The organism is Lentzea sp. NBRC 105346 (genome assembly GCF_030269605.1).
In the GTDB taxonomy this organism is placed as follows: domain Bacteria; phylum Actinomycetota; class Actinomycetes; order Mycobacteriales; family Pseudonocardiaceae; genus Lentzea.
In genome coordinates this window covers 1-625 of sequence record NZ_BSTQ01000047.1, presented here as the reverse complement: position 1 = coordinate 625, position 625 = coordinate 1, and the positions used below count along the sequence as shown (strand labels likewise).

Here is a 625-nt window from a genome sequence, read left to right as displayed (position 1 = left end):
CCTGAGACGTGATGCATAGCCGATTGAGGCGAAGTAGAGTGATCCTATGCTGCCGAGAAAAGCCTCTAGTGAGTGTTCATGCGGCCCGTACCCCAAACCGACACAGGTGGTCAGGTAGAGAATACCGAGGCGATCGGGCGAACTGTGGTTAAGGAACTCGGCAAAATGCCCCCGTAACTTCGGGAGAAGGGGGGCCGTAGCGCTTGAAGCCTCTTGCGGGCTAGGGCGAGACGGCCGCAGAGACCAGCGAGAAGCGACTGTTTACTAAAAACACAGGTCCATGCGAAGTCGCAAGACGATGTATATGGACTGACGCCTGCCCGGTGCTGGAACGTTAAGGGGACCGGTTAGTCCTTCGGGGCGAAGCTGAGAACTTAAGCGCCAGTAAACGGCGGTGGTAACTATAACCATCCTAAGGTAGCGAAATTCCTTGTCGGGTAAGTTCCGACCTGCACGAATGGCGTAACGACTTCTCGACTGTCTCAACCGCAGGCCCGGCGAAATTGCATTACGAGTAAAGATGCTCGTTACGCGCGGCAGGACGGAAAGACCCCGGGACCTTTACTATAGCTTGGTATTGGTGTTCGATTCGGCTTGTGTAGGATAGGTGGGAGACTGTGAAGCG

General features: G+C 55.2%; 1 rRNA gene. It reads left to right on the top strand.

The features are described 5' to 3' along the window. A 23S ribosomal RNA gene (locus QSK35_RS42535) occupies window positions 1-625 on the top strand; the annotation flags it as partial.